Origin of the sequence: Rhodobacter sp. NTK016B, from assembly GCF_017303295.1 — a bacterium.
Lineage (GTDB): Bacteria > Pseudomonadota > Alphaproteobacteria > Rhodobacterales > Rhodobacteraceae > Pararhodobacter.
Genome location: NZ_JAFKOK010000011.1, coordinates 159,232 through 179,645, shown reverse-complemented (window position 1 = coordinate 179,645; position 20,414 = coordinate 159,232). Strand labels below are relative to the sequence as shown.

The following is a 20,414-nucleotide window of genomic DNA, read 5'->3' as shown; positions in this document are numbered from 1 at the left end:
GCACGGCGATCGATAAATGGCCATAAGGGAAAAGATGGAGCGGCAGGGGCTGATCTCGCGCTTCTTCTCTCGGACCGGCGATGGTGACCGGCAAGAGAACGCGTCAGAGGGCCCACCTTCGGAGGGCCGCGACGCATGGGGCGACAACGCGACCCGCCCGGTCCATACCCTGGTCAAATCCGTGCTGCAGGAACCGCGCTGCCTGATTGTTACCGGGTACCAAGATTTCCTGTCTTCCCTGACAATCGTGCTTGATGCCGTCCATGATCTTGCTGAACGGCCAGAGGGCAGCATCCGTATCGTTTTCGGATCGAACACGGACGGCCGCCGACATTTTGGGGGTGGCGGGCGGTCAGTCGCGCAGGAAGCCCGCCAGTATTTTCTCGGTGCTCGGGGCCTGTCAATTGTCGACTTGGCTGACCTTCGCGCTGTTCTCGCGATGGATGCGATCGAGCGAGGTATCATCCAGTTTCGCGCTTTCGATCCAGCGCTTACTGAGGCACAGCTGGGTCGCAGACCGCCCATGCTGCATGCAAAGCTGATTATCGGCGAAAGCTCTGCTCTATCGGGCAGTGCGAATTTCTCGATCAACGGCCTGCGCCGCAACCTCGAATTCATGGACGATGCCCACGCTTGGCCGGACGTCGCCAATGCAAGGCGCGCTGCCGCAGAGCAATACTGGGAGATGGGCCGCGACTGGACGGAAGCAGCGTTGGAGATCCTGCGCTCGCTCATCCGGCTGGTTACACCCGAGGAGGCGGTCGCGCGGACCGTTCACGAAGCCACCACCTTCACCCCTTGGCGCGTGGCTGGAAACACGAGTGCAGGTCGCCCGCCCCAACCATTTCAAGCAGACTTGGTCTATGAAGCCGCGGGCACCGTCTACGAACATGGCTTTGCTTTCGTCGAAGCCCCGACTGGGGCAGGAAAAACGGACATCGGAAAGCACCTGGCAACCGTGCTGCCGGTCAGCCACGCGCAGACCGTCTTTTCCTGGGGTGAGCGGGCAGATCAACAGCGCCTCGGTTCGCTCGCCTTGATCCCCGCCAGCGTTCTGAAAAACTGGACGACGAACGCGCCCGCGAATTTCAAGCCGATCAAACACAGCCACTTGTCTCGCCAGAAAAAGGACGAGGCCGCCGAGTTGGATGAGATCAACCGCGCCGTCCGTTCCTCCGCGTCGATGATCGTGGATGAAAGCCACAGGCTAAGCTCTCGTTATCTTGCGCCTTCTGCACGCTCGCTGGTGTTCGAACGAAGCCCGGCCATTTGGACGGCTTGCCTTTCGGCAACTCTGATGGGCAACCAAGGGCTCGATGGTCTGCTGGCTTTCCATGAAAAGCGCGCATCGATCTATGTGCCGCCGGTGATCACAGATCAGATCAACCAGCATATGGCCAAGGTGCGCGCACGGGGGGAACTTGTTCGGCAGCTGGATCAGATCAATCGTCGCATCGAAGCGCAGAATGTGCAGGAAGACCTATTCCACAGCGCAGAGACCCTGAGGGAAGAAGTCGCGGCCATCGAACGCCAACTTGAAGCAGATGGCCTGCAAATCAGTGCGTTGCAGGAAGGCCTGGCGGATGCCCTCGCGCCCTATGTGGTGCGCCGCCAGCGCGCCTGCATAGGGGAAAGCGACAACAGAAAAAGCGGTGCATTTGTCTACCCGCTCACCCGCAGTCATCGCGAAGATACGGCGCTCACCGACCAGCAGCGCCAGATCATTGCGCGGATCAAGACCCTGGCCGAATGCATCACGACTGGGATCACCCTTGTCTCCGCAGATCCGCAACGCGCAGGCCAGACAGAGATCAAGTTTCACGATAAGTCACGAATTCACATACGTAATTTCTTAGCATTGCTCCGCGCATCAATCATCTTCGCGCGCGAAGAATGGGCGCGAGAACGCGACAGCGAAGCTGACCAACGAGGGCGCGCCTCAATCGGCGAGAACCTGCGACGCGCCGAAAGACAAAACATGCGCCAACTGGCGTTGCCTGAAGGTGTTCTGCCGGAGGAAATGTCGTCCAAGGTCGAAGAATCCCAGACACCGATTTGCGACAGGATCACGCGCCTTTTGAACCATGCGAGCCTCGATAGCATCGACGAGGCACGTGCCGAGGTGATGCGCGGTATTCTGCGTAAGCACGGTCACGCGATCTTCCTCGCCGAACGCGTCGGCGTTCTCGAGGTATATGCGCGCCTTTTGGCGGGGCATCGAGGCCGAGGTCCCGAGGTCTATGTGGTCGCTCCAGGTGCCCGGATCAAACCGGGCAAAAAGATGCATCACATTCGATCCGGGGCCGAAGCGCAGGAATACTTCGGGATCGACGGGAAGCGCGTCGATAGGATGAAGCCGCGGGCCATGTTCCTGACCTTTCAGATGGCGGAGGGGATCAACCTCCAACTTGCGCCAGCACTTGGGATTATTGGGGTGACGTCAGACGTGAAAAGCCTGATCCAAGGCTTGGGTCGGATCGACAGGATCGACAGCCCAAACCCCCGTATCCACTACCACACCTTCGATCTGCCGGGCCTGGTTCTGTCGTCCGATCACAAGGCACGCGCCCGTGTTGCCAGCATCGCCCTACTGTCTGGGGTCGGTGCGGATGACCTGCCCTCGGAACTGGTCGAGTTTGCGGCCGGAGATTTGACGGACCTGGTTCTGGATCAGATCAAGAAGCCAAGGATTTTGCGGCCGGGAAACTATTTCGATCAAATCGAGGGGCTACGCCGGTCAGTGCCGCACGAGGTGTTCGCACGTGTGCAAAGCTCCAATCCGCGCGGCCTGTGGGGTGCAGAACTGTGCCTGCTTACATCACGGCAACCCGTCACGATCCTGCTTCTTGGAGGGCGTACTGGCAGCCCTCAAGACCCAACAGTCTTGCCTCCGCGCCTTCTGGCTGTGCGCGACGATGGTGGGCGAGCGGAGATCATCGGAGATCAGACAGAAGCAGCTCGACTGCTCTCGGATGCCTATGCGGAAACGCGCCGCCTCGGCCGTCATGACGTTCGCCCTGAATTTGCTCAGGTGACCGTAACCCTGGACCGTTTGCGCGGCACGCTCGGCCAACTGACACACTGGGATATCCGCCCGGCACGCACAGTTTCCCTGCTGGCTTCCCTGGCAGGCTTCTTGACCGGCCGTACAGTGACAGACGGCGGCCGAGGGCAATTTGGTGATCTAACCCTGCCGGCGCTCGAAAAACTAGCCGAAGCCTGGGCGCACGAACTGGATGTCTTCTGGATCGAGGCAAAGGAAGCCGTAAGCCAGCGCAGCGCAACGGGCGGCGAAATCCCCGATTACCTTGGCATTGATGCGATCTTCAGCGCCTTTTGCGCTCAACCCGATGACGTGCGCGACGCCATCCGCGTTCGGATGGATGATCTGATTGCTGCGTGCAGGGTTCTGTCTGAAGGGGAGCCCGTGGACATCTTGAGCCGCGTAGCGGTGATCTTTGAAGCTAGGTAGTGACGACGTGGGCGTCTGGTTTGGGTGCTGTGGCCATCTCCTTGTCGCAAGCGGCCCAAACCTGTCCTTCAACCATGCCATCAATCTCGCAAACGCAGCGAACCAAAGCGGTCATCGGTGCAAGGCTCAACATCCATCCAACCACGTTCCGCCGGAGCGCGCCACTTCCGGTCATTGGTGAGCTTCACAGCAACTCGCAGAGTCATGCAATCGGTCACGATTGGTCTATTGGGTTGGCTGGAAAAGTTGCTAGTCTGGAGTCACAGAAAATAGTTGCAAGTTTTTGAAGGTTATTGATGAAAATACATGTCCAGTATCGTTTCCACCCAGTAGGCCAAGGCTTATTTTCCGCAGGGCGGCTTACCCTTGGTTCATCTTTTAACCATCATTCGAGACCGGATTTTCAATGGGTTTATGATTGCGGCACATCCTCGTCACAACGGCTGGTGAGGAACGCTCTTGGTAAGTTCCAGAGCCGCGCAGATGGACGCAGGCTAGATCTTGTTGTGATTTCTCATTTTGACGCTGACCATATCAGCGGGATGGTGAAGTTGCTCAACGATGTGGGTACGCGCACCCTCATGCTGCCTTGGGCCCCGCTGTGGCACCGGCTCGCCATCGGATACGCGCAGGGGCTCGAACCTGACGATCCCGAATTTGCGTTCTATACCGACCCAGCGCAATACTTAGTCGATCAAGCCGGTGACGGGTTCAATCAAATCGTCTTTGTGCCGTTTTCTGATGGTGACGGACCAGCTGATCCGGACGGGGGCGGCGAGCCTGACTTTGACCCTGATGGCGATCTGCCGTTGAAGATTGAAGCCGAAGCAGAGATCCGCCAGGAGAAAGGCGACCAAGACTGGATGGCCGAATGGATGTCATATCTGTCAGGCGCAAGGCATCATTACCAAATGCTGATGATGCATCCGCGTGGCACGGCGTTCATCCCTAGCCTCTGGGAATTCGTGCCCTACAACGATCCAACGACCAGGCCACAGAACGTAGCGAGGTTTGTGGAGCGAGTGAATGATTTGCGCGATGCCCTCCTAAACAGCTCCGACAATGATCGCAAGGATGCGCTACGGGAACTGAAGGATCATTACGTGCGGACATTCCCGAAGTCTCAGCTCAACGATCTTAGCCTATTCTTATATGGAGGTCCCATCGGCCATTGGCGGACCAACTGGCCGTGGTTCGAGGAAAAATTTGACGGCTCAGTTATCTATACGGGTGATGGTAATCTAAGTACGGACCATCAATGGCAGTCTTTGGTCGGATATTTGGGACACAAACGATCTTTCCAGCCGACAGTGTTTCAAGTGCCCCATCATGGCTCAAAAAACAATTGGTTTACCGGCCTTGCATCCATGATCGAACCCGGGCTCAGTATCTTTAGCTCGGATCCTGGGCATCGCAGTTTTGGACATCCGCATGCAGATGTCTTGCGTGATCTCTGGCCATTTCGACCTGTCCAAGTCGATAAAGTGAATCACTACTGGGCCCATTTTGAACTTCACCGAGACTAGGACGGCGCTGGCTATGCGCCGATCAATCTTTCAAAGATCAGGATGATATGTCTCGATTAGGTTTTTGGTGAGCTGTTCACCACGCTTTGCGATCAACTCCAAGTCTTCCTGACACATCGGATCGAAGTTCGTTGGGTAATCAAACGTCTTGTCACGCGCTACGAGGTCAGGGGGCGGACACGGCAGGGCAGCATCGTTCTGCCCAAGATACGGCAAAAGAAAACCCTTAATCTCACCGCTTTCCTTGAGACGGTGCAAGAGATCGAATGTTATTGAATGAGTCCGACGATGAATTGTGTTAATCGTCTCGATCATTCGGGACGGCCAAAAATATGGTAGCGAGGAACCATCGGGAATGCCCTGGCCTGCGACGCAGGCAATAATGAAATCAGTCTCAGTCACATTCGTGCTAAAACTGCTATCGCGCTTAGGGATGAGGCAACTCGTCCCAAGGTTATCATAGACGCCGCCGTCACTGACGATTGTTCGATGCGTGGCCGTTTCACCGCGCTTTATGTAGCGCTGCTGTTCATCCAAAGCTGGAAGGATGGCTGGAAACGAGGCACTGGCCGCAACAGCTTTTGCGACTAACGTGTCTTCGGTTAGCGTTCCAAATCTCCAACATCCAGATTCCATTGAGCCATAGCGAAATGCCGATTGGGTTCTGAGCTCTGACGCGTTGATAATGATTTTCAGGTTCTGGCGTTTGACCCCCTTGAGGAGTGTTCCCTTGAAATACTCATCGTCAAGAAATCGTGCAAAGGCTGTTGTTCTGCTCGCAAATCTGGGAAGCGGTGCTTGAAGACGTAGCTTCAATGAATCCAGGCTCGCATGTTTGATGCCGACAAGCCCAAGCGCAGAAATCAGAAGCCTTGCCGACGAGCATAGCGCCGCGAGAACGCCTGATGTGAAGATCGTCCCAACGATCTTCGGCGCTTCGCCAGAAAAGAGGGTGTATCGGATGATCCCCTTTTTCAGCCCTTTGCGCAGAATATTTTGCATGCGTTGATCAAATTCTTCGAAACTATCGTCCGAGTATGCCCAAAGCGCGCCAATCACACTTCCGCCGGATACAGTGGAAAGCGTTAGGACCTGATCGAGAATGCCGCGATCATTCAAAGCCCTCATACATCCAAGATGAAACGCTGCCGCTCGCGAGCCACCGCCTGATAGCGCAAGTCCGAATTTGAAAGACTTGCTACTCATCGACACTCTCCCCAGCGGCAAGGGTAACGACTTGAAATTCATTGCGCCTGAACAGATGAAAGCGCCAGGTCGGACGCGTGGCTGCATGACCAACGATCAGCATCACAACATGACGCGGCGTCTTTTCCTGTAGATGGAGTATCTTCGCCATGGCGCCAAGATCGACCATGCTTGGCTTTGGTATGGAAACAGGATGCGTATGCCAGACTCCAACGAACTTCGTTGAGTTGCCGCTTTCTTTTGCGTGGAATTCACAAAGCGCGTGCGTCCCTTCAATGCCGCACTCAAAAAGCTCGGGAGACTTTTTGCTGTCTGGCGGCGGTCCTGTGGCCACATCAATCGAAATTATTCCCAGCGCATCATCAATTTCGCCAAGGAGGATACCCCCAGTTTCGTCCTTAGCGCTGCCCGTACGGGCGTTTGACTTGATCTCACTGTCTATCGCTGATTGCGCGCGATGAGAGAGATGGACGCGGTATCCATGATGAGCCTCGACGTGGATACTGGGTTGGCAAAGCGGGACAAGATGCGAGGACATTGAGCCGTCATCATGTGACACACGAACGAAACATGCTGTTGCCTTTGAGTCACCGCCCTCCCTCAAGGCCGAAGCTGCAAAGTTGAAGAATGAGGATGCGAAAAAGGCGATATCTGCAGCTGATCCCACGAAGGTAGGCTCGGAGCAACCTGGTTCGGGTTGAAACCCTCGCTCGTGCTGATCGAATGGCCAAAACGCTTCGGCGAAATCTGTCAAACCACTATCAGACATTGCGGCGACTTTGGTGCGACGCAATAGGTCGGCAGGGCCAAAAGCTGAACCAGGCATGTTCAAAGTGGCGATACCTTTTGATGCATTTGCGCTGATCGCGCATCGTAGCATCGGCGGCACATCATTGTGCTTTGTCAGATCAAGCTGCAAGGCGGTGGCAACCCGTCTTGACGCCGTCGCATCGATGACAAGATCGAAATCACTGATATTAAGTGCCTCTGGCCAACCTTTTGTTAGGTTGGCGAATTCATGATCGATGTCTGCCTTTGGGTTGATCGCACGCAGCTGTACAGACAAGGCGCTTTGTTTTGAGTAACCGACTTGATAGTTTCGGAATTGCTGCCGAACAAGGATGCCAGCGTTGACGGCTGAATAATCGACCAGGCGAATTTTTTCGGCTCCAGCGCGAGCGAGGTATTCACCGATATGAGAGCCGAGCGCGCCACAACCCAACAGCGCAATCTTCTTGCCAAGAAACCAGCTGGCTTTGGTGCCTTGGTCCCGACGAAAGGTAACCTCGGGACGGTTATCGTAGACGCGGCACCATTCGGTCTTGGCTTCGGTTGCCCACTCAAGAACGACCTTCCAGGCTTCCAGCGTTGCCTCGGTATTCTCTTCCAGAATTATGCCCTGGAGAGCTTTGACATACTCCGCATCCATCTTCCAGGCGCTGAGGTGCTGTCGTAATGGCTCATCCGCCGCTCTTCGCCTCATGGGCGCGCCAAGAATGAAGTAGAGCGGTTCGTTATCAGGTTGGCACAGGGCAAATATTTTCAGGATTGAGAACAGCAGATCGAAGGGAACTCCGCGAGCTTCCAGCGTCGTGATGAGTTTGCTGATCGTGTCAGGGTACTCCATCGGCATGGCCTGATTGAGCAGCACGACTGCGGCAAACTTTTCATCCTTCGGCAGCGAGCTCGGCGTCTCGGACCACTCTGAAATATCAAAGCAATGGTCATTCCGTCTGGTTAGTTTTCCTGTTCCAAGCCAGAAGGATTTCCCATCTTCAATCTCTGGCGCATCGATCTCGACCGCAAGTTTGATGTCAGAGGAAGTGTATTCAACTGGCGGGTGAAGAGGTGCATCCTCCGGGTCAAGCTGATTGCGGGCAGCATCACGCAGCCAATCGTCCAGACGTTTGATCAGGCCAAACATTCCATCCTGCGATGCCCATTCGACATCCGTTGCCTGGTACAAACAGAGGTAGTCACCCCACTGCACATGGGCGCGCCCGAGAAAGCGCTTGTGTGCGAAGTAGACCCTTGGCGGTTCCACTGGAAAATGCGGCGACACGAAAATGTTCAGCGGCTCGCGCCTTCTATAGTCGAAGCCGCCATCTTCATAAGCGTATCCGCTCGTATCAAGAGACACGCGAATAACAAGAGAAAGGCCTTGTCCAGCAGGTGGCTTTACGTCAACGATATCAATCGTATCATCGCTGGCTGCCGCGATATCTTGGAGTTGGTCGAGTGCAAGTTGTTGCCCTCTCGTCGTGAAATCAGCCATACCCGACCTGTTCCGAGGGCGGGCTGTCTGATCCGCGCGCATCATCAACCGCATCGGCAAGTTTCCTTGCAGCGTCCGCTTGCGCAACTTCTGGAGCGTCTAGCGCGCCGTCGGAAACATCAAAGACCAGGGGCTCTCCGTCTTCTCCATCCTCGTGAGTGCAGAGGAAACCTCCATCAGCGATTTCTTCGTAGCGTTTCTTCGCTTTTGCGTGCGGTGGATTTTCGCCAGATGCATTCTGCAAGGGAATTTTTTCGCTGCTGGCGATAATCACGCCGCCATCAACCTGATACTCCGCCAGATCATCAAGAATATCCTGCTTGAGAACTTCTTTGTCGCCTTCCTTTTGGTACATGGCCGACTTGCTGCAATGATGCGGTGCAAGGAACACTTTCCAGGCGAGGTACTCCTCGTTGCCAGCCTCCTTGGTCGTGTCGATGATCTTGCGCAGACGCGGGTAGGCAATGTCGCCGAACAGGAGAACGCCCCCTTTGGAAGGGTTATCACCCAGAACAACCTGCATGCAAAGGCTTGTGTTGTTGCGGTCACCATCAGTTTCTTCCGCGAATGGTGCATGGATGAACGCGTTGAAGTCTCCCTCGTAATCGACACCGTCAATTTCTGTTATCGAGTTGCCAGGAACAGTCAGGCGATCTTCCGGGAAGCCCACGAAGTGATCTTCTTTGAGAAGGGCATCGTATCCGATGAGTCTGACCCGATCACCTGCGCCAACGTCACCACCTGAGTTGATCGTTTCTTGAACACGGCGCTCGGCTTCTTCTTTGAAGGCTACGGCATCATCGCACAAATCCTGATCGTTCTCGATGAAGACGCGCGGGGTAAACCAGATTTCGCCAATCGTGACGCGATCAAGCAAATCGTGGAAGCCCTGAATGTGATCTTTATCAGGGTGGGTCAAAGCAAAGGTTGAAAGATATGGTTTGCCGTTCACTGTGGGGAGGTTTTCTACGAGTTTGTCGACCAAGGCAGCATGATCATCGTCTGCATCGCCAGCGCTATGAAGATCTCGCAAGTCAACCTGCAAAACAATGCCATTCTGGACGGCAACAGTTGTGCTATCCCCTGTGCCGACTGGCCAGAACATCACCTTAGGTTCATCAAACATTGTTTGCCTCAGTATTGGTCAATAATACGCACCATCGCTGACGCAACAGCTCACCAAAAGCATACTACGGATATTGCGGTCGAGGCAACATGATACAAGATGTAGGGTTAGAGAGAACGGGGATTTTCGGCTATTCCCTCTGGCTTTCCAACAGCTTCAAGGTTGATTCTGCTGGAGGCGCCTCGGTGTAGTGCGGCGGATCATCCGATCGGCCGACTGGTTTCTACGCCCAAATGAATGACTGCTTTCAGAAGGACAGGTGATTTTCGACGGGAGCGCAGCGAACGCCCGCTTGCCGCCCTGCACGTCATTCGTCGTTCCCCGCGACCAACCGCGCCACCCGCTGCTCGAACCCCTGCCTGACTGAGGCCACCAGCCCTTCAGGAAACCCCGGTGGCATCTCCGCCAATGCCCTGTCAAAAGCCCGCTCCGCCCGCCCCCGAATATCCTCGAACACCCCCTCCACCTGTTCCCGCGAGAACCCCGCCGCCAGCGCCGTCTCGACAAAGTGCCGCCCGTGGATGTCCGCGACGCGGTAATGCCGCCCCTGGCCCGCGCGCATGGCGAGCTTCATGTCCTTGATCTGCAACGCGCCCGCATCCAGCGAGGGCTGCACCGTCAGCACGTCGTAGATCGGCGTCATGCGGAACCGCCCGCCGGGCATCAGGGCAATGCTGAAGTTCTTGGCGTGCCCGTCCGTCGCCCCGATCAGCCAGAACAGGATCACGGCCTTCAGGAAATCCGCCCGGTCGCGCTGCGGCTCGTCGCTGCCGGTCAGCACATCGCAGATTTCCACGATCCCCGGACCGCCCTCGTTCTGGTACTTGCGTGTCGGGGGCACCGACAGGGCCTGGCAGCAATCCTCCTGCGGCAGGCGGATCAGGCGGCCGTCGCGGGCGCGCAGCCGGTCGAAGCGTTCGATGACCAGTGCGCGCGTCCCTACGAAATCCGCGATCTCGGTCCGTGCGACGGTCAGGCCGAAGCCCGCCAGCAGGCGCAGGCAGAAATGCTCGTTCTCGATGCTGTCAGTCAGGTCCATTCCGTTGGGCAGGCGGCCGATGGCGGGCTTCAGGATATGTGTCGTGGGCGTGGTGCCGGTCGGCAGCACCCATTGCCCTTCGTGGAACAGAAGCGCCGTCTTTTCCTGCGCGCCGGCGACGGAGATGCGGAAATTCCGCTCGGCGTGGATGCCAAGCGGGGCCTGCGCCAGATCGCTCAGCATGGCGCCGATCTGGGCGTCGATCAACGGCTCGCCGGTCAGCGCGCGCGCGTCGCCGGGCTCCTCTCCCTCGGGCAGGAATTGCAGCGCGCCCACGCAATCGCGCCCGATCCGCGCGAGTAGGCTATAGGCGTCCACACCATCCGCGCCCACGCGTTCCGCCACACGGCGGCGGATCAGGTCGCTGTCGGGCAGCAAGTTCTCGAAAACCGCGATCACGGGCGGGCCGGTGTAGCGCTCGGGCCGCAGGGGCAGGGCGCGCGAGATGGGCAGCGTGTTCTCCCAGGCAAGCCATTCCGGCGCATAGGTGAAGGCGAAGGCTCCGTCCGGCGCGCGGAAATACTGCCCCACGCGGCGGCCGTTCATGTAGACGTCGAGCGGCGCATAGGCGCGCTTGCGCCCCATCAGAAGATGTCCTCGAGGTCATGCTGGGTCATCTTGCTGCGCGGCACGATCCGCAGTTCGAGGTCGAGCGCTGCCAGTAGGTCGAAGATCGTGTCCACCTTGGCGCCGCTGGTGCCGGTCTCGATGTTGGACACCGTGCGCTGCCAGACGCCCGCGCGGGCGGCGAGCTCGGCCTGCGTCAGGCCCTGTGCCTTGCGGGCAGCGCGCAGGACCTGGCCGAGATCCTTGGTGGTGCGGGCGATCTGATCCATCCGGGTGATCCTTTCCCGACGAAGATGATTGGGAGATCATATGGAGTCAATATGTTCTGTGAGTAATAATCTCGATTTATGATCCCGCAGACATTTTTCATCTTCGTTCGTTTTTGCCTTCTGCCGGGCGAGTGGTGGTGGATCGTCGACGGTGTAAGGCATGGCTGCTTGATGCTGGTCGGCATGAATTTTCCCCACGCGCAGAGACCGAGAATTAGCCCATGGGCTATATACAGAACTTATAGCTCTCGAGCTATATTGACACAATATCGTCCTTGAGCTATCGGAAAGCCATGGACACCCTGCCTGCGTACCCAATCCGAAGCCTGCGCCAAGCCGGGGCCGTGCTTAAGGCGCGGCGCGCGGCGCGGAAGATCAGCCAGAAGCAGCTTGGCGAGATGACGGGCACCGCGCAATCCACCATTTCCGACATCGAGAACGGCGTCGTGTCCGTCAGCCTCGATGTCTACCTGCGCCTTCTCGAGGCCCTCGGTGCGGAACTGTCCGCGACGGATCGTATAGCTGACCCAGGGCAGCGCTAGGATGGCACGGATTACACGCGCGGCCCGCCGCACACGCCAAAGCAAGACCGCCGTCTGGTACGAACGGGCGCGGGTGGGCACGCTGACCCGCGCGACGAATGGGGCCATCGCCTTCACCTACGATCCTGACTGGCTCGCCTCCGAGGCCGCCTTTCCGGTTGTCAGCGCCCTGCCGCTGACCAGGCTCAAATGGCAGGGCGATCCCGTTGTCGCCGCCTTCGACAACCTCTTGCCCGATGCCGAAGGCGAGCTGCGCGAGAAGATCGCCGCGCGTGTCGGGGCGCAGGGCAAGGATGTGTTCTCTCTGCTGTCCGTGCTGGGGCGCGACTGTGTCGGTGCGCTGCAATTCCTGCCGGTGGACGAGGCCCCGTCCGAACAGGACATGCAGTATCGCGTCATTTCCGAAGGGGAGATGGTCGCCGACCTGAAGAACCTCGCCGCCGCGCCGCTCGCCCTGGGTGAAGACGAGGATTTCCGGATTTCCATCGCCGGCGCGCAGGAGAAGACGGCCTATCTGCGTATCAATGACCAGTGGGCCAAGCCGCGCGGCATCACGCCGACCAGCCATATCTTCAAGACGCCCATGGGCCTCATTCCGGGCCCCGAGGAGATCGATCTGAGCGACAGCGTCGAGAACGAGTTGTTCTGCATGACGCTGGCGCGTGAAATCGGCCTGCCCGTCGCGCATGTCGAAAAGCTCACCCTTCCCGGGCAGGTGGTTTTGTCGGTCGAACGGTTCGACCGTGTCTGGCAGGGCGACACCCTGAAACGCCTGCCGCAAGAGGATATCTGCCAGTCGCTGGGCTACCCTTCTGCCATGAAATACCAGCGACTGGGCGGCCCCGGCGTCGCGCAGATCATGGAGCTTTTGCGGGAATCTGACACGCCCATCGAGGATCGGGAGACGTTCTTCCGGGCGCAGATCTTCTTCTTCCTGATCGGGGCCTCGGACGGGCACGCCAAGAACTTCAGCCTGCGTCTGGGGCGTCGGGCGCGGTTCACGCTCGCGCCCCTCTATGACATCCTGAGCGTCGCCCCGGTCGTCCGCGCGGGCCGCTTGCAGCGCAAGCGCTACCGCCTCGCCATGTCGATCGATGGCCATTACGGCATCGACGAGATCGTGCCCCGCCATTTCGAGGCCGAAGGCCGCGCGGCGGGTCTGCCCAAGGGCCGCGCCTTGGAGTTGTTGCAGGACATGGTAGATCGGCTGGGTCCTGCGCTCGAGCGGACGCTTCTGGCGGTAGGCGATCAGGTCCCGGCGGCGGTCAGTGAGCCGATCGCGAACGACGCGATCCAGCGGGCGGCGCAGATAAGGGACCTGCTTTAGTGTTCCGGAGCCTTTGCGGCTAACCCCTCCAACGCTTTGTCGACCTCGTACGCCTTCTTGGTCAACTGTGCCTCCCACAGGATGCGGAACGCCTCGGCGAATTCGACCAAGCCCCCGGCGAAGGTGCGGATCGTGGTCATGTCGTCATCGAAAAAGGGCAGCGGGCGGCTGCGCAATTTGGCCTCGTTCAGCTTGCGGGCGATGTGGTTGACCGCAGCGCCTTCGGTGGCGACCTGCGCACCCCAGGCTTGCAGGTGGTCGAGCACGGCCTGATCCACCGGGCGCAGCAGGATGTCGGCCGCTTCCATCAAGCGGCGCAGGGCGGCGGGTTGGTCGGTGATGCCTCCGCGCTCAAGCGCGGCTTGAAATCCCGCCAGCTGGCGCGCGCTTAGGCGGGTGCTCATCGTCGTTGTCGAAGCAGAGCGCGCGCCTTTGGCCCGGCTCAGCGTGTTGTAGATCGCCCGGGTCGAGACGCCGAAGCGGCGGGCCAGAGCGGCGGCAGGGCTGCCCTCGGCGCGGGCCTCGATGATCTGGCGACGTTCGTCGTCGGTCAGTTTGCGATGGTGGCGCATGTGAAGTTTACGTTCCTATTTCTTGCCAACTTCCTTCAAGCCCCCCGCCTCCCAGCGTCAGCGGAGGGGGATCAGGGGCTTGGAGTCCGTTTCGGTGGATTGCTGCGCGCGACGGGGTGCAGGGGACGCGAGACGGGAAACGCGATGCGCACAGCACGGGGCAGGAACCGCGGCGCAGAGGACGTGATGCGCGATGCAGAAGGCGCGGCGCAAAGGACGCGGGACAGGGCACACACTCCAGAAGGCGCGATGCACGGGACGCGATGCGCGGCGCAATTTGCAGAGGACGCGCCCGTCATCCCGCCAACCCCGCCGCGTGAAGCTGGCCATCGGTCACCAGCCCCGCCGCCACCAGCGCCGTCACCTGCGGGGCGGTGATGTGTTTGCACATCGGGCTGCGGTCTCGGACCCATGCCGCCAGCCGGGCGTGGTGATCAGCGGCCAGCGCCTTCTGCGCCTGCCGTTTCTCGGCCATCGCATCAAGGAAGCGCTGCCACCGGCGCGCGGCGAACCAGTTGTCCGCGAAACACACCTTGGACCGGGTGAAGCCAGCGCTCTCGTTCGCATAGGCCTGCACGGCGCGCAGCAGGTCGTCGGGGTCGATGCCCTCCTTCACGGCCTCTTCGATCTTCGAAAGGCACGCTGCCTTGCCGCGCTGCCGGTCTTTGGGGTAGGCGGCCCAGATCCTTTCAACCCTTTCATCCACCGCCTCCTCCGCGCGCTTGCGCGTAGGTGGTTTATGGATGGTTTCAGGGTGGTTTGGGGTCCACCGTGGACCCGGTACCCCGGCCACCCTGGACCCCCTACCGGGGTCACGCTGGACGGGGTCCACTGTGGACCCCGTTCCTTCGTCAGGTTCGGCGGAGCTTTCCAAGGCCATGACCCGGTCGAGCACGATCCGGTAGATCACGGTGAAACCGTTCTTGCAGGGACGCCGTCCGGTCTCGATCAGGATGCCTTCGCGCAGGAAGTCGGTGATGGTGCGCTTGACGGTGCTTTCGCCCAATTCGGTGTGGCGCTGGATCGTCCCCTTCGAGCACCAGATGCCCGAGCCGTCGTCGCTCGCCTTGTCGGCCAGGAACATGATGATCTGCTTGCGCGCGGCGCTGCCGAAGATGCGGTCGGCGCAGAGATTGGCAACCTTCCAGCTCATGCGCGGCCTCCCGGGAAGGGGAAGCGGCGACGCGTCAAGGGCGACGGATCATACCGCTTGACAGAACGGAAAACGCCGCCGCACCATCCGCCAAAAGCCTCTGTCCGGGCCTGCAAATGGTTTGACAATCGGCAGCTAAGTGCCTGATTTTCCGTAGTGGGTTTGACAGAAATTTCGCCCGTAACCGCCTGATATTCCATCCACAATTTGGGATTGAAAATCCTCGTGTCGGTGGTTCGATTCCGCCCCCGGGGACCATTCTTTAGAAAAATCACTATTTTTTCAGGACTCTGACCGTCAGCGTCAGCTCTCAATCCACCGATTCGACCACCTTTTTGCTGACGACTTAGCCCTGGACCCCGCATGTTGTCGCGGTGCAAACGACGCTTTCAATAGCGATCGGGCTCCAACTGCGCCAACGCACTACCACGCGCTGGGGCCGGCCGACTTCAAGGAATTTGCAAGCCGTTGCAACGATGATGGCGAGGAACTGGCACAAGCACCCAGGCAAGTCCGAAGGTCTTTCCAAGACCGACATGCCCATTTTCGGGTTTGTGTCGAAATCGGACACAGATTCTTCCGATGACACGCAACTTTCCTGCTACAGATGCCGGCCAACCTACAGCGCTGGATTTCGCGTTCAGGCTGAATTACGGTTCAGACTGGCAGCCTAGGTGTTTTATCCCACGGTTTGATGGTGCGATCCATTCGACGGAATGGAAGGAGGCACTATGGGACAAGTTCGTCATGGCAGCGCCACGTACTGTTACCCGACAAGCGATTTGCATGGCAAATCCGCCGAGACGGCGCGCAGGCTGTCAGAGCAGCAAGACGGCGATCGCAAGCTTCGACCGCGGCGCTGAGCCGGGAACTCGGCATCAATCCGAAGACCGTTGCGAAGTGGCGCAAGCGCAGGACGGTCGCGGATCGCAAGACGGGTCCGAGGGACCCACGCTCGCCTGTTCTCAACGAAGCCCAGGAGGCGATGGTGGTGGCTTCCGTCGCCACACTCTCCTGCCGCTTGATGATTGCCTGTACGCCTTGCTGCCCTCGATCCCGCATCTGCCCCGCTCAGCGCTGCATCGCTGCCTTCAGCGGCACGGCATCTCGCGGCTACCGGATGTCGAGGGCCCCTCTCGGGACATTGCTGCGCAATACCCTGCCGGGCAGCGGACAACCCCGAGCGTCAGCGCGTCAAGCGCGACCCGATCGGATTTTCCCACATCGAATGAGCCTTGTCGCGCCATTGGTCCGAGAGACAATGGCGAATGCCGAAGCGCAGACCGCAGAGGGCAAGCTCTATCTCTTCGTGGCAATCGACCGCACCAGCACGTTCGCGGTCACTCAGCGGGTCGAAAAGGGTCGACAGACTCGCAACCGTCGCGATCAGAAAGACCGGCTTGCGCCCCACTCCATCGGCGAGCCCACCGAAAGGCAGCTCGGCCATCATCGTCACGGCGGCGCAGACGGCAAAGAGCGTTCCGATCTCTCCAACACCCAAGCCCCATCCATCAAGCGCCAGAGCGGTCACGGTAACGATCGCCCCCATGGCGAAACGGTCCAGGAATTGGTGCCCTTGAAAGACATACACATGCCGACGCGCGGCTATCGGCAACTGTGCGAAGGGCATATCGGCGTCAGCGAGAATGTTTGGGAGACTCAGCCGGAAAAGCAGGCATTGCAACTGTCATCGTGGATCTTTGCCCGAAGCAGCTATCCGTGTAGTCCGTAGCATCGGTCAGAACGGGCTCGAGGCGGACTTGCGGCAGTGCGGCGGCTTCATCGCCTAGGTGAGCCGGTCTCCCCGGCGGCGACGGCTCGAACCGGTTATTGGCCGAGACAATCTGCACAGAATCGGTGCGTCACCGAACCGTCGGTCAGTCAAAAACAATATTGAAGGCCAGCCTGCTCTGTTCTTTCGGCAAGCCCTGCCGGTCCGCCCATGGAAGATGAGGCCGCGCGAGAAGCAGCGCCAAAAGGCAGCCCACAGACACTGCGATCTGGTCTGCACCGCCTGCGTAGGCAGGTCTGGACTGGCTCGGGCGACAATACGTGAAAGGTGGCCTCCCGGACCCGGGAGTCGAGAGCGGGAGGGCCTGTTACCAACGCCTGTCCAAAGGGGAACGGCTGGACCGTCCCGCACCGACACCTAATCCGGCGTCGGATATCTCGCCGGACCCGCCCGGCCAAATCCGGAGTGGCGTCTCTTTGGACACTGCTCCGGTCTGGCTGGCCTGCGCGGTTACTCTTGCGCGACGACCTGGATGAATTCCAGCATGTCGGGCGCCAGGGTTTCATCCGGCGTGTCGATATGCTCGACGACCGAGATGTGGTTGTGCCCCATCGCCGTCGCCATCACCGGCAGCGCGCCGTCGCGGGCGATCAGCCCCTCGACCAGCTGGCGGGTCTGCGAGACGATGAGCGCGGGCTCATTCTGCGCCCAAGCGACCATGACCGGGATCGTTCGGCCATCGAGCGCATTCAGCATCGATTGCGCCGCGCGGTCGCCATCTTCACCGAAATACAGAAGGTCGCGCATCGGATCGAGGTCATGGTCAGACAGGTTAGCCGACGGCATCGAGATCAGGATCGCGCCGACCACGCCATCATTCTCGGCCTGCAGGTCCTCGCGGAAGGCATAATCGCTCACATGCACGGATCCGGCCGAGTTTCCGGCGATGACGATCCGGGTCGGATCACCGCCCGAAGCCGCGATGTTCTCGCGGATCCAGGCCAGCGCACCGGCCACGTCTTCCGCCCCCATGGGAAAGGTGCTTTCGGGCGCATACCGATAGTTCATCGTCACGGCGACCACGCCATGATGCGCAAACCAGCGGCCGACATTTGCCGCCCCCGCCTTGTCCCCGCGCACGAAGCCGCCGCCATGGACGAACAGCAGCACCGGCAGGCCCTCGGCGGCGTCCGGCGCGTAGACATCGAGACGCTGACGCTCGTGCTCGCCATACGCCTGATCGTCCGTGACATTCAGGCCGTCATTCGTCTCTGCCGCGTGCAGCGGACCGTAGAGCTGCATCGTGCCGCCGACCATCTCGCGCGACAGTTCCACCCCCAGCCCGGGCAGGGCCGCCGCAATATCCGGCGTGTTGGTGATCTGCGCCTGCGCCATGGGCGCCGACAGCCCGAGGGCCGCCGCCAGTACAATCCGTTTCATATTCATCCTCCCTGAATGAAAAGCCTTACAGCTTCAGAAGCGCCGCCGCGTTCCCCTTGCAGACGGCAAGACGCTCTGCGTCCGAGATCGGCGCCGCCTCGATCCAGTCGCCGGCCTCGTCCGGGGTCTCGAACGGATAATCGACGGCGAACATCACGCGGTCGCTGCCCAACGTATCGAGCGCACAGCGCAAAGGCGCATCCGCGCAGACGCCCGAGGTCGTGGCCCAGACATTGCGCTGGAAATAGGCCGACGGCGCCATCGCCAGAGACATCGCGCCCCGATTCGAGATCTCCCAGCGGCTATCCAGCCGCCACAGCAGATAGGGCAGCGTCTCGCCCATATGACCGAGGATCAGCTTGGCGTTTGGGAAGCGGTCGAAAGTACCGGCGAAGACCAGCCGCAGCGCATGGGTTGCGGTTTCTACGGTCCATGACCAGACCGGCCCCCAAAGCTCGGGATGGTCATGGTACATCGCCACCTGTTCGGGCGGGTTGTTGGGGTGGATGTAGATCGGCACGCCCAGATCGCTGACCCGTTCCCACAAGGGCGCGTAGCGGTCATCGTCCAGATAGGTACCGCCGGTCTGCCCGTTGATCATCGCACCCTGCATGCCCAGATCGCGCACGCAGCGTTCCAGCTCATCGGCGGCGGCCTTCGGGTCCTGCACGGCGAGATGGGCGAAACCGCCGTAGCGGTCGGGGCGCCGGGCCATTTCTTCGGCAAGGAAATCATTGACCTGACGCGCTTTCTTCGTCGCGGTCGCGACAGTTTTCTCGGCCTGAACGCCGGGACCGGCCAGCGACAGGATTGATTTCTCGACGCCGATCACGTCCATCGACTCAAGCCGCCGGTCGCCGAAGTCCAAAAGCGCCTCACGCGCCTTGCCGAACAGCGAGGGCGAGATGTTCCCAGCCGTCTTTCCGAAATACTCGAAGAAGTCCGGGTGCATGAAATGCTCTTCCAGAGCAATCTTGGGGGTATGGGTCATGGGTCAGACTCCTTCAGAGTTCGAAGATCTTCTTCTCGGTCGCGTGCAGGCAATCCGAGGCCCCTTGCGCGGCGATCAGGTAATTGTCGCAGATCACCGCGAAGACGCGGCCATCGTCGAAACCGGGATGCACGGCAATGCACATGCCCTCGGCCAGTGGCATCGTTTCGTCGCGGCGGATCAGTGGACGCTCGACCATTTCGCAGCCCTGACCATGGGCATAGAGCCGGGTCTCGGCCGGAAGGCCCCGCGCCAGCATCCAGTCATCATGGGCGGCGGCGATCTCGGCCGGTCTGGCACCGGGTTTCATCAACGACAGCGTGTGATCCTGTGCCTCCTTCATCAGCGCGAAGGTCGACAGAAGGTGATCGTCGGCACGGCCCAGAACCATCGTCCGTGCGATTTCCAGATACAGACCGCCCGGGCCGTTGATCTCGATCAGGATGGCGCGGTGATCGCCCTTCTGCATCTCACGCGTCTGGAACGGGCGGTTCAGGAACCGACTCGATTGCCCGACGGGCGCGGACAGACCCAGCGTGATGCCCTGATCCGAACCCAGCCTGCGGCCCACAGCTTCGGCATGGCTTGACACGTCACGGTCAGTGACTCCGGGACGGATGAAGTCACAGACCTCGACAAAAACCTGATCCTGCAGATGCGCGATCTGGCGGATGAGGGCGATTTCCTCGAGGCTCTTCACCGCTTTCAACGGGTCGAGCGTCTCCGTCGCGTCGACCAGATCGAAGCCTTCCGACAGCGCTTTGATCATACCGTAGGGCATGGCTGACGGCACCAGCGCGCCAATGCGCTTGCAGCCTTTCAGCGCATCCAGCAACAGCGCGGTGTCGTAGTCCACCGTATAGACGATCGAATGGAACGACGGTGTGCCCAGCACCCGCCCTACCCCGCGCCAGGCGGGATCACCAGCCTCGGGCGCGCGGTCAGTGCCGAAGGCGCCCATCTCGATGACACTCATCGGGCGGTCGGCAAAAAACACCACGGTGCGCGGATAGCCGTTGTTGGCCGGCACATCGGTGAACCAGCGGACATAGCCGCCGATCCAGTCCTCGCGCGCCTGCATCACCAGTGCATCAAGGCCAAGTTCGGCCATGACGCGGCGGGCGATGGCCCAGCGGCGCTCCATTTCGGCGTCGGAGATCGGCGAATTGGTCTGCAT

14 protein-coding genes and 1 pseudogene are annotated in these 20,414 nt (G+C 59.8%); 5 read left to right on the top strand and 10 right to left on the bottom strand.

Features of this window, described 5'->3' with window-relative positions; translation table 11 throughout:
- The first annotated feature begins 16 nt into the window (after nucleotides 1-16).
- Nucleotides 17-3,472 carry a hypothetical protein gene (locus JI664_RS15685; protein WP_286174122.1) on the top strand — a complete coding sequence of 1,152 codons (3,456 nt, stop codon included), beginning with the start codon at nucleotides 17-19 and terminating at the stop codon, nucleotides 3,470-3,472.
- Between the two features lie 296 nt (nucleotides 3,473-3,768).
- A complete protein-coding gene (locus tag JI664_RS15680; protein ID WP_207014702.1) occupies nucleotides 3,769-4,998 on the top strand; it encodes an MBL fold metallo-hydrolase in 1,230 nt (409 codons plus the stop codon).
- 30 nt (nucleotides 4,999-5,028) lie between these two features.
- On the opposite strand, the gene JI664_RS15675 is transcribed toward JI664_RS15680, so the two are convergent.
- From JI664_RS15675 to JI664_RS15655, 5 genes are all read right to left on the bottom strand, one after another.
- On the bottom strand, nucleotides 5,029-6,204 hold the full coding sequence (locus JI664_RS15675) for a patatin-like phospholipase family protein (protein ID WP_207014701.1): 1,176 nt from the start codon (nucleotides 6,202-6,204) through the stop codon (nucleotides 5,029-5,031).
- Nucleotides 6,197-8,479 carry a ThiF family adenylyltransferase gene (locus JI664_RS15670; RefSeq protein WP_207014700.1) on the bottom strand — a complete coding sequence of 761 codons (2,283 nt, stop codon included), beginning with the start codon at nucleotides 8,477-8,479 and terminating at the stop codon, nucleotides 6,197-6,199. The genes JI664_RS15675 and JI664_RS15670 overlap by 8 nt, the downstream gene beginning before the upstream one ends.
- A complete protein-coding gene (locus JI664_RS15665; RefSeq protein WP_207014699.1) occupies nucleotides 8,472-9,605 on the bottom strand; it encodes a hypothetical protein in 1,134 nt (377 codons plus the stop codon). The genes JI664_RS15670 and JI664_RS15665 overlap by 8 nt, the downstream gene beginning before the upstream one ends.
- Before the next feature lie 307 nt (nucleotides 9,606-9,912).
- Nucleotides 9,913-11,229, bottom strand: a complete 1,317-nt coding sequence (locus JI664_RS15660; protein ID WP_207014698.1) for a type II toxin-antitoxin system HipA family toxin — start codon at nucleotides 11,227-11,229, stop codon at nucleotides 9,913-9,915.
- Nucleotides 11,229-11,480, bottom strand: coding sequence for a helix-turn-helix domain-containing protein (locus JI664_RS15655; protein ID WP_207014697.1), 252 nt, complete (start codon nucleotides 11,478-11,480; stop codon nucleotides 11,229-11,231). Before JI664_RS15655 ends, JI664_RS15660 begins: the two co-directional genes overlap by 1 nt.
- 293 nt (nucleotides 11,481-11,773) lie before the next feature.
- Between JI664_RS15655 and JI664_RS15650 the strand changes: the two genes are divergently transcribed.
- Complete coding sequence (locus tag JI664_RS15650) at nucleotides 11,774-12,022, top strand: helix-turn-helix domain-containing protein (RefSeq protein ID WP_166131985.1); 249 nt, start codon at nucleotides 11,774-11,776, stop codon at nucleotides 12,020-12,022.
- 1 nt (nucleotide 12,023) lies between these two features.
- Nucleotides 12,024-13,349: a type II toxin-antitoxin system HipA family toxin gene (locus tag JI664_RS15645; protein WP_207014696.1), complete on the top strand. Its 1,326-nt coding sequence runs from the start codon at nucleotides 12,024-12,026 to the stop codon at nucleotides 13,347-13,349.
- On the opposite strand, the gene JI664_RS15640 is transcribed toward JI664_RS15645, so the two are convergent.
- Nucleotides 13,346-13,921, bottom strand: a complete 576-nt coding sequence (locus tag JI664_RS15640; protein WP_207014695.1) for a helix-turn-helix domain-containing protein — start codon at nucleotides 13,919-13,921, stop codon at nucleotides 13,346-13,348. The two genes, JI664_RS15645 and JI664_RS15640, sit on opposite strands and share 4 nt — an antisense overlap.
- A gap of 295 nt (nucleotides 13,922-14,216) precedes the next feature.
- Nucleotides 14,217-15,074: a hypothetical protein gene (locus JI664_RS15635; RefSeq protein WP_207014694.1), complete on the bottom strand. Its 858-nt coding sequence runs from the start codon at nucleotides 15,072-15,074 to the stop codon at nucleotides 14,217-14,219.
- Nucleotides 15,075-15,805: 731 nt separating this feature from the next.
- Between JI664_RS15635 and JI664_RS24060 the strand changes: the two are divergent.
- Nucleotides 15,806-16,431, top strand: a pseudogene (locus JI664_RS24060) (hypothetical protein); the annotation flags it as partial.
- An 885-nt stretch (nucleotides 16,432-17,316) separates the two neighbouring features.
- On the opposite strand, the gene JI664_RS15625 reads toward JI664_RS24060, so the two are convergent.
- Genes JI664_RS15625 through JI664_RS15615 form a run of 3 tightly spaced genes read right to left on the bottom strand, consistent with a single transcriptional unit; the run spans nucleotide 17,317 to nucleotide 20,414 of the window.
- On the bottom strand, nucleotides 17,317-18,246 hold the full coding sequence (locus JI664_RS15625; protein WP_207014692.1) for an alpha/beta hydrolase: 930 nt from the start codon (nucleotides 18,244-18,246) through the stop codon (nucleotides 17,317-17,319).
- Between the two features lie 25 nt (nucleotides 18,247-18,271).
- A complete protein-coding gene (locus tag JI664_RS15620) occupies nucleotides 18,272-19,237 on the bottom strand; it encodes an amidohydrolase family protein (protein ID WP_207014691.1) in 966 nt (321 codons plus the stop codon).
- A gap of 13 nt (nucleotides 19,238-19,250) precedes the next feature.
- Complete coding sequence (locus tag JI664_RS15615) at nucleotides 19,251-20,414, bottom strand: M24 family metallopeptidase (protein WP_207014690.1); 1,164 nt, start codon at nucleotides 20,412-20,414, stop codon at nucleotides 19,251-19,253.

What these genes read in the sequence shown, in the direction of transcription:
- JI664_RS15635 (WP_207014694.1), bottom strand. Translation starts at nt 15,074, where the DNA reads ATGAGCTGGAAGGTTGCCAATCTCTGCGCCGACCGCATCTTCGGCAGC.
- JI664_RS15650 (WP_166131985.1), top strand. Translation starts at nt 11,774, where the DNA reads ATGGACACCCTGCCTGCGTACCCAATCCGAAGCCTGCGCCAAGCCGGG.
- JI664_RS15640 (WP_207014695.1), bottom strand. Translation starts at nt 13,921, where the DNA reads ATGCGCCACCATCGCAAACTGACCGACGACGAACGTCGCCAGATCATC.
- JI664_RS15660 (WP_207014698.1), bottom strand. Translation starts at nt 11,229, where the DNA reads ATGGGGCGCAAGCGCGCCTATGCGCCGCTCGACGTCTACATGAACGGC.
- JI664_RS15655 (WP_207014697.1), bottom strand. Translation starts at nt 11,480, where the DNA reads ATGGATCAGATCGCCCGCACCACCAAGGATCTCGGCCAGGTCCTGCGC.
- JI664_RS15645 (WP_207014696.1), top strand. Translation starts at nt 12,024, where the DNA reads ATGGCACGGATTACACGCGCGGCCCGCCGCACACGCCAAAGCAAGACC.
- JI664_RS15670 (WP_207014700.1), bottom strand. Translation starts at nt 8,479, where the DNA reads ATGGCTGATTTCACGACGAGAGGGCAACAACTTGCACTCGACCAACTC.
- JI664_RS15665 (WP_207014699.1), bottom strand. Translation starts at nt 9,605, where the DNA reads ATGTTTGATGAACCTAAGGTGATGTTCTGGCCAGTCGGCACAGGGGAT.
- JI664_RS15615 (WP_207014690.1), bottom strand. Translation starts at nt 20,414, where the DNA reads ATGCAGACCAATTCGCCGATCTCCGACGCCGAAATGGAGCGCCGCTGG.
- JI664_RS15675 (WP_207014701.1), bottom strand. Translation starts at nt 6,204, where the DNA reads ATGAGTAGCAAGTCTTTCAAATTCGGACTTGCGCTATCAGGCGGTGGC.
- JI664_RS15685 (WP_286174122.1), top strand. Translation starts at nt 17, where the DNA reads ATGGCCATAAGGGAAAAGATGGAGCGGCAGGGGCTGATCTCGCGCTTC.
- JI664_RS15625 (WP_207014692.1), bottom strand. Translation starts at nt 18,246, where the DNA reads ATGAAACGGATTGTACTGGCGGCGGCCCTCGGGCTGTCGGCGCCCATG.
- JI664_RS15680 (WP_207014702.1), top strand. Translation starts at nt 3,769, where the DNA reads ATGAAAATACATGTCCAGTATCGTTTCCACCCAGTAGGCCAAGGCTTA.
- JI664_RS15620 (WP_207014691.1), bottom strand. Translation starts at nt 19,237, where the DNA reads ATGACCCATACCCCCAAGATTGCTCTGGAAGAGCATTTCATGCACCCG.